Annotated in this window: 3 protein-coding genes; all 3 read right to left on the bottom strand. The window is 63.4% G+C overall.

Going from position 1 to position 2,608, the window contains the following annotated elements:
- The coding region (locus P792_RS27125) for a TIM44-like domain-containing protein (protein ID WP_023978466.1) at window positions 1-785 on the bottom strand (785 nt) is incomplete at its 3' end.
- Between the two features lie 9 nt (window positions 786-794).
- Window positions 795-2,138 carry a TldD/PmbA family protein gene (locus P792_RS27120; RefSeq protein ID WP_023978465.1) on the bottom strand — a complete coding sequence of 448 codons (1,344 nt, stop codon included), beginning with the start codon at window positions 2,136-2,138 and terminating at the stop codon, window positions 795-797.
- Window positions 2,135-2,608: pitrilysin family protein (locus P792_RS27115; protein ID WP_031240604.1), on the bottom strand; the 474-nt coding region annotated here is incomplete at its 5' end. The genes P792_RS27115 and P792_RS27120, both read right to left, overlap by 4 nt.

Here is a 2,608-nt window from a genome sequence, read left to right as displayed (position 1 = left end):
TGATCGGTCGTGACGTCATACAGCGAATACTGCATGGCAACGGTGGCATAGGTGAGGTTGCCCTCACGCCATGCTTCCGAGAGATCGCCGCGCATGAATTGCACGTCCGATACGATATTGCGTGCACCACGGCTCGCATAATCGGCCAGCTGCTCGTTGAAATACGACACCATCTCCGGTGTGGCCATGCTGGAGAGCGCCCGCATGTTCTGAGCACTCCAGGCAGCCTGGATGTCGAGCAGGAGGCGCTGGAAGTTCTGGTAATCGCTGTTGTTCAGCGTGACGGCCGGTGCCCCGGCGCCACCCGAAAAACCGGGCCTCTGAGGGGCACTGGCCCCGCCCTGGCGACGATTGCCGAGCCAGCGCAGCACCATCACGATGATTAAACCGAACAGCGCAATCTGGAACAGCAGGCCGAGGAAGGAGAGCCCCCCGCCGATACCACCAAGAAAACCATGGCCAGACAGCATGCCAAACAGGCCGGCACCCAGCAGGCCACCCACAAAGCCGGTCATGAAGGGGCGGCGCTGTGCAAAGCCGTAAGGCTGGCCCATCGGGCGCTGCATCGGGTTGCTATAGCCCGGTGACGGGGATGAGGGGGCATAGCTTCGCTCCATGGGCCGGGCCTGATAAGGCGCGGTCTGGGTCATGGGCGGGGGAGAATAGGTGCGGCTTCCCCGGCTTCCCATGGAGCGACCGCCACCGGGGCGCGCATCGGCCGGGGCGGCCAGAAGCGGGGCAAGGGCAAGAAGCAGAAGAGAGGCGCGGAACAGGCGGCGTGACATGAGAACTCCTTACTGGCTTCCGGCAACGCTCATGGCGTCGATCCTCAGTGTCGGGGCATCGACACCGTGGCGGAAGACGAGATCATCGGCGGCACGTAGGGCCGCGAACATCTCGATGAGATTACCTGCAATGGTCAACTCGGCGACAGGTTCCGCAAGCTGACCGTGACGAATCATGAAACCCGACGCGCCACGGCTGTAATCGCCTGTCAGGCCGTTGATGGAAGAACCCATCATCTCGGTCACATAGATGCCCTCGACAATGTCCTCCATCAGCGCACGTCGTGATCCCGTGCCGCCCGTCAGATAGAAATTGCCAACCGCCGGAGAGGGGGGACCACCTACGCCACGCGAGGCGCGGCCGTTATTGACCAGACCAAGCTGGCGCGACGAGCGACCATCCAGAATCCAGTCTGTAAGCATACCGTTTTCAACGAAGGCGAGGGGGCTGGGCAACAGGCCCTCGGCATCGAAAGGCTTTGAGCGCAGGCCGCGCGGACGCGTCGGGTCATCGATGACGCTGAGAGCTTCAGGCAGGATACGCTTGCCTTTGTGGCCGGACAGAAACGACGTGCCGCGTGCGATGGCAGAGCCATTGATGGCACCCGCCAGGTGGCCGAGCAGGCTGGACGAGACACGTGGATCGAACACCACCGGGAAGGATCCGGTGCGCGGCTTGACCGGGTTCATGCGTGCGAGAGCCCGTTCGGCCGCCTCGCGTCCGAGCAGCGCCGGGCTATCCAGATCGGTCAGATGGCGCGTGCTATGTCCGGCATAGTCACGCTGCATGCTCGGCCCGTCACCGGCGAGCACGCTGATGCCGTTGCTATGGCTGGTCTGGGCATAAGCGCCGCTGAACCCGCTGCTTTCAGCAAGGGTGATCTCGACGCGGCTATAGCCCGCCGAGGCGCCATTGCTGTTGGTGATCCCCTTGATACCGAGGGCGGTTTCCTCGGCCTCGCGCGCTCGGGCCAGTAAAGCATCGAGGCTCGGGGCTTCGGTCGGATCGACCATATCGAGCGCCGCGATATTGTACACGCCCTGCCGGTCGGGATCGACCGTACCGGCCCATGCATCCTCAGGCACCACATGCGCCATGGCAACGGCCTGCTGGGCAAGCGCCTCAAAGCGGCTCGGGTCGAGTGCCGTGGCCGAAACACTGGCCGCGCGTTTACCTACGAATACGCGCAGGCCAAGCGCAAGGGTTTCGGAGTGCTCCAGCCCTTCCGGTACGCCCTGACGGCACATGGCCGAAACCGAACGCGAGGCCACCATGAGCGCATCGGCCCGATCGGCTCCGGCGCGCTTTGCGGCTTCGATCAGGTCTGAAAGACGCTCCTGGTCCTTGCTCATGCAACAAGCCTCTGGCTGATGGCCTCAAATGACGGAATGGCCCCCACCGGGCCAATGGTTGCGAGCGTGGGGCGGGCGCGAAACAGTGTCTCGGCGGCGCGGATCATGGCCCCTTCATCCACAGAATCGATTTTTGCCACGGTCTCGCTCGTGTCGATAATCTGCCCGAAAAGCTGCATCTGGCGGGCGATCTGCTCACAGCGGCTGCCCGTGCTTTCCAGCGACATCAGAAGCGAGGATTTGACCTGTGCACGGGCACGGGCAATTTCCTCCGGACTGATGCCATCGCCGATACGGCGCAACTCGTCCAGCAGGACCGGCACAAGCTCTGCCGCCTCCTGCTCGCCCGTTCCGGCATAGATGCCGAAAAGCCCGCTATCGAGGAAGGGCAGGGCGAAGGAATAGACCGAGTAGACAAGGCCGCGCTTTTCGCGGATTTCCTGGAACAGACGCGAGGACATGCCACCGCC

The organism is Asaia sp. SF2.1, from assembly GCF_000505765.1.
In the GTDB taxonomy this organism is placed as follows: Bacteria; Pseudomonadota; Alphaproteobacteria; order Acetobacterales; family Acetobacteraceae; genus Asaia; species Asaia bogorensis.
This window is presented reverse-complemented; position numbering and strand designations above follow the sequence as displayed.

Coding starts and splice junctions, on each gene's coding strand:
- P792_RS27120 (WP_023978465.1), bottom strand. CDS start 2,138: ATGAGCAAGGACCAGGAGCGTCTTTCAGACCTGATCGAAGCCGCAAAG.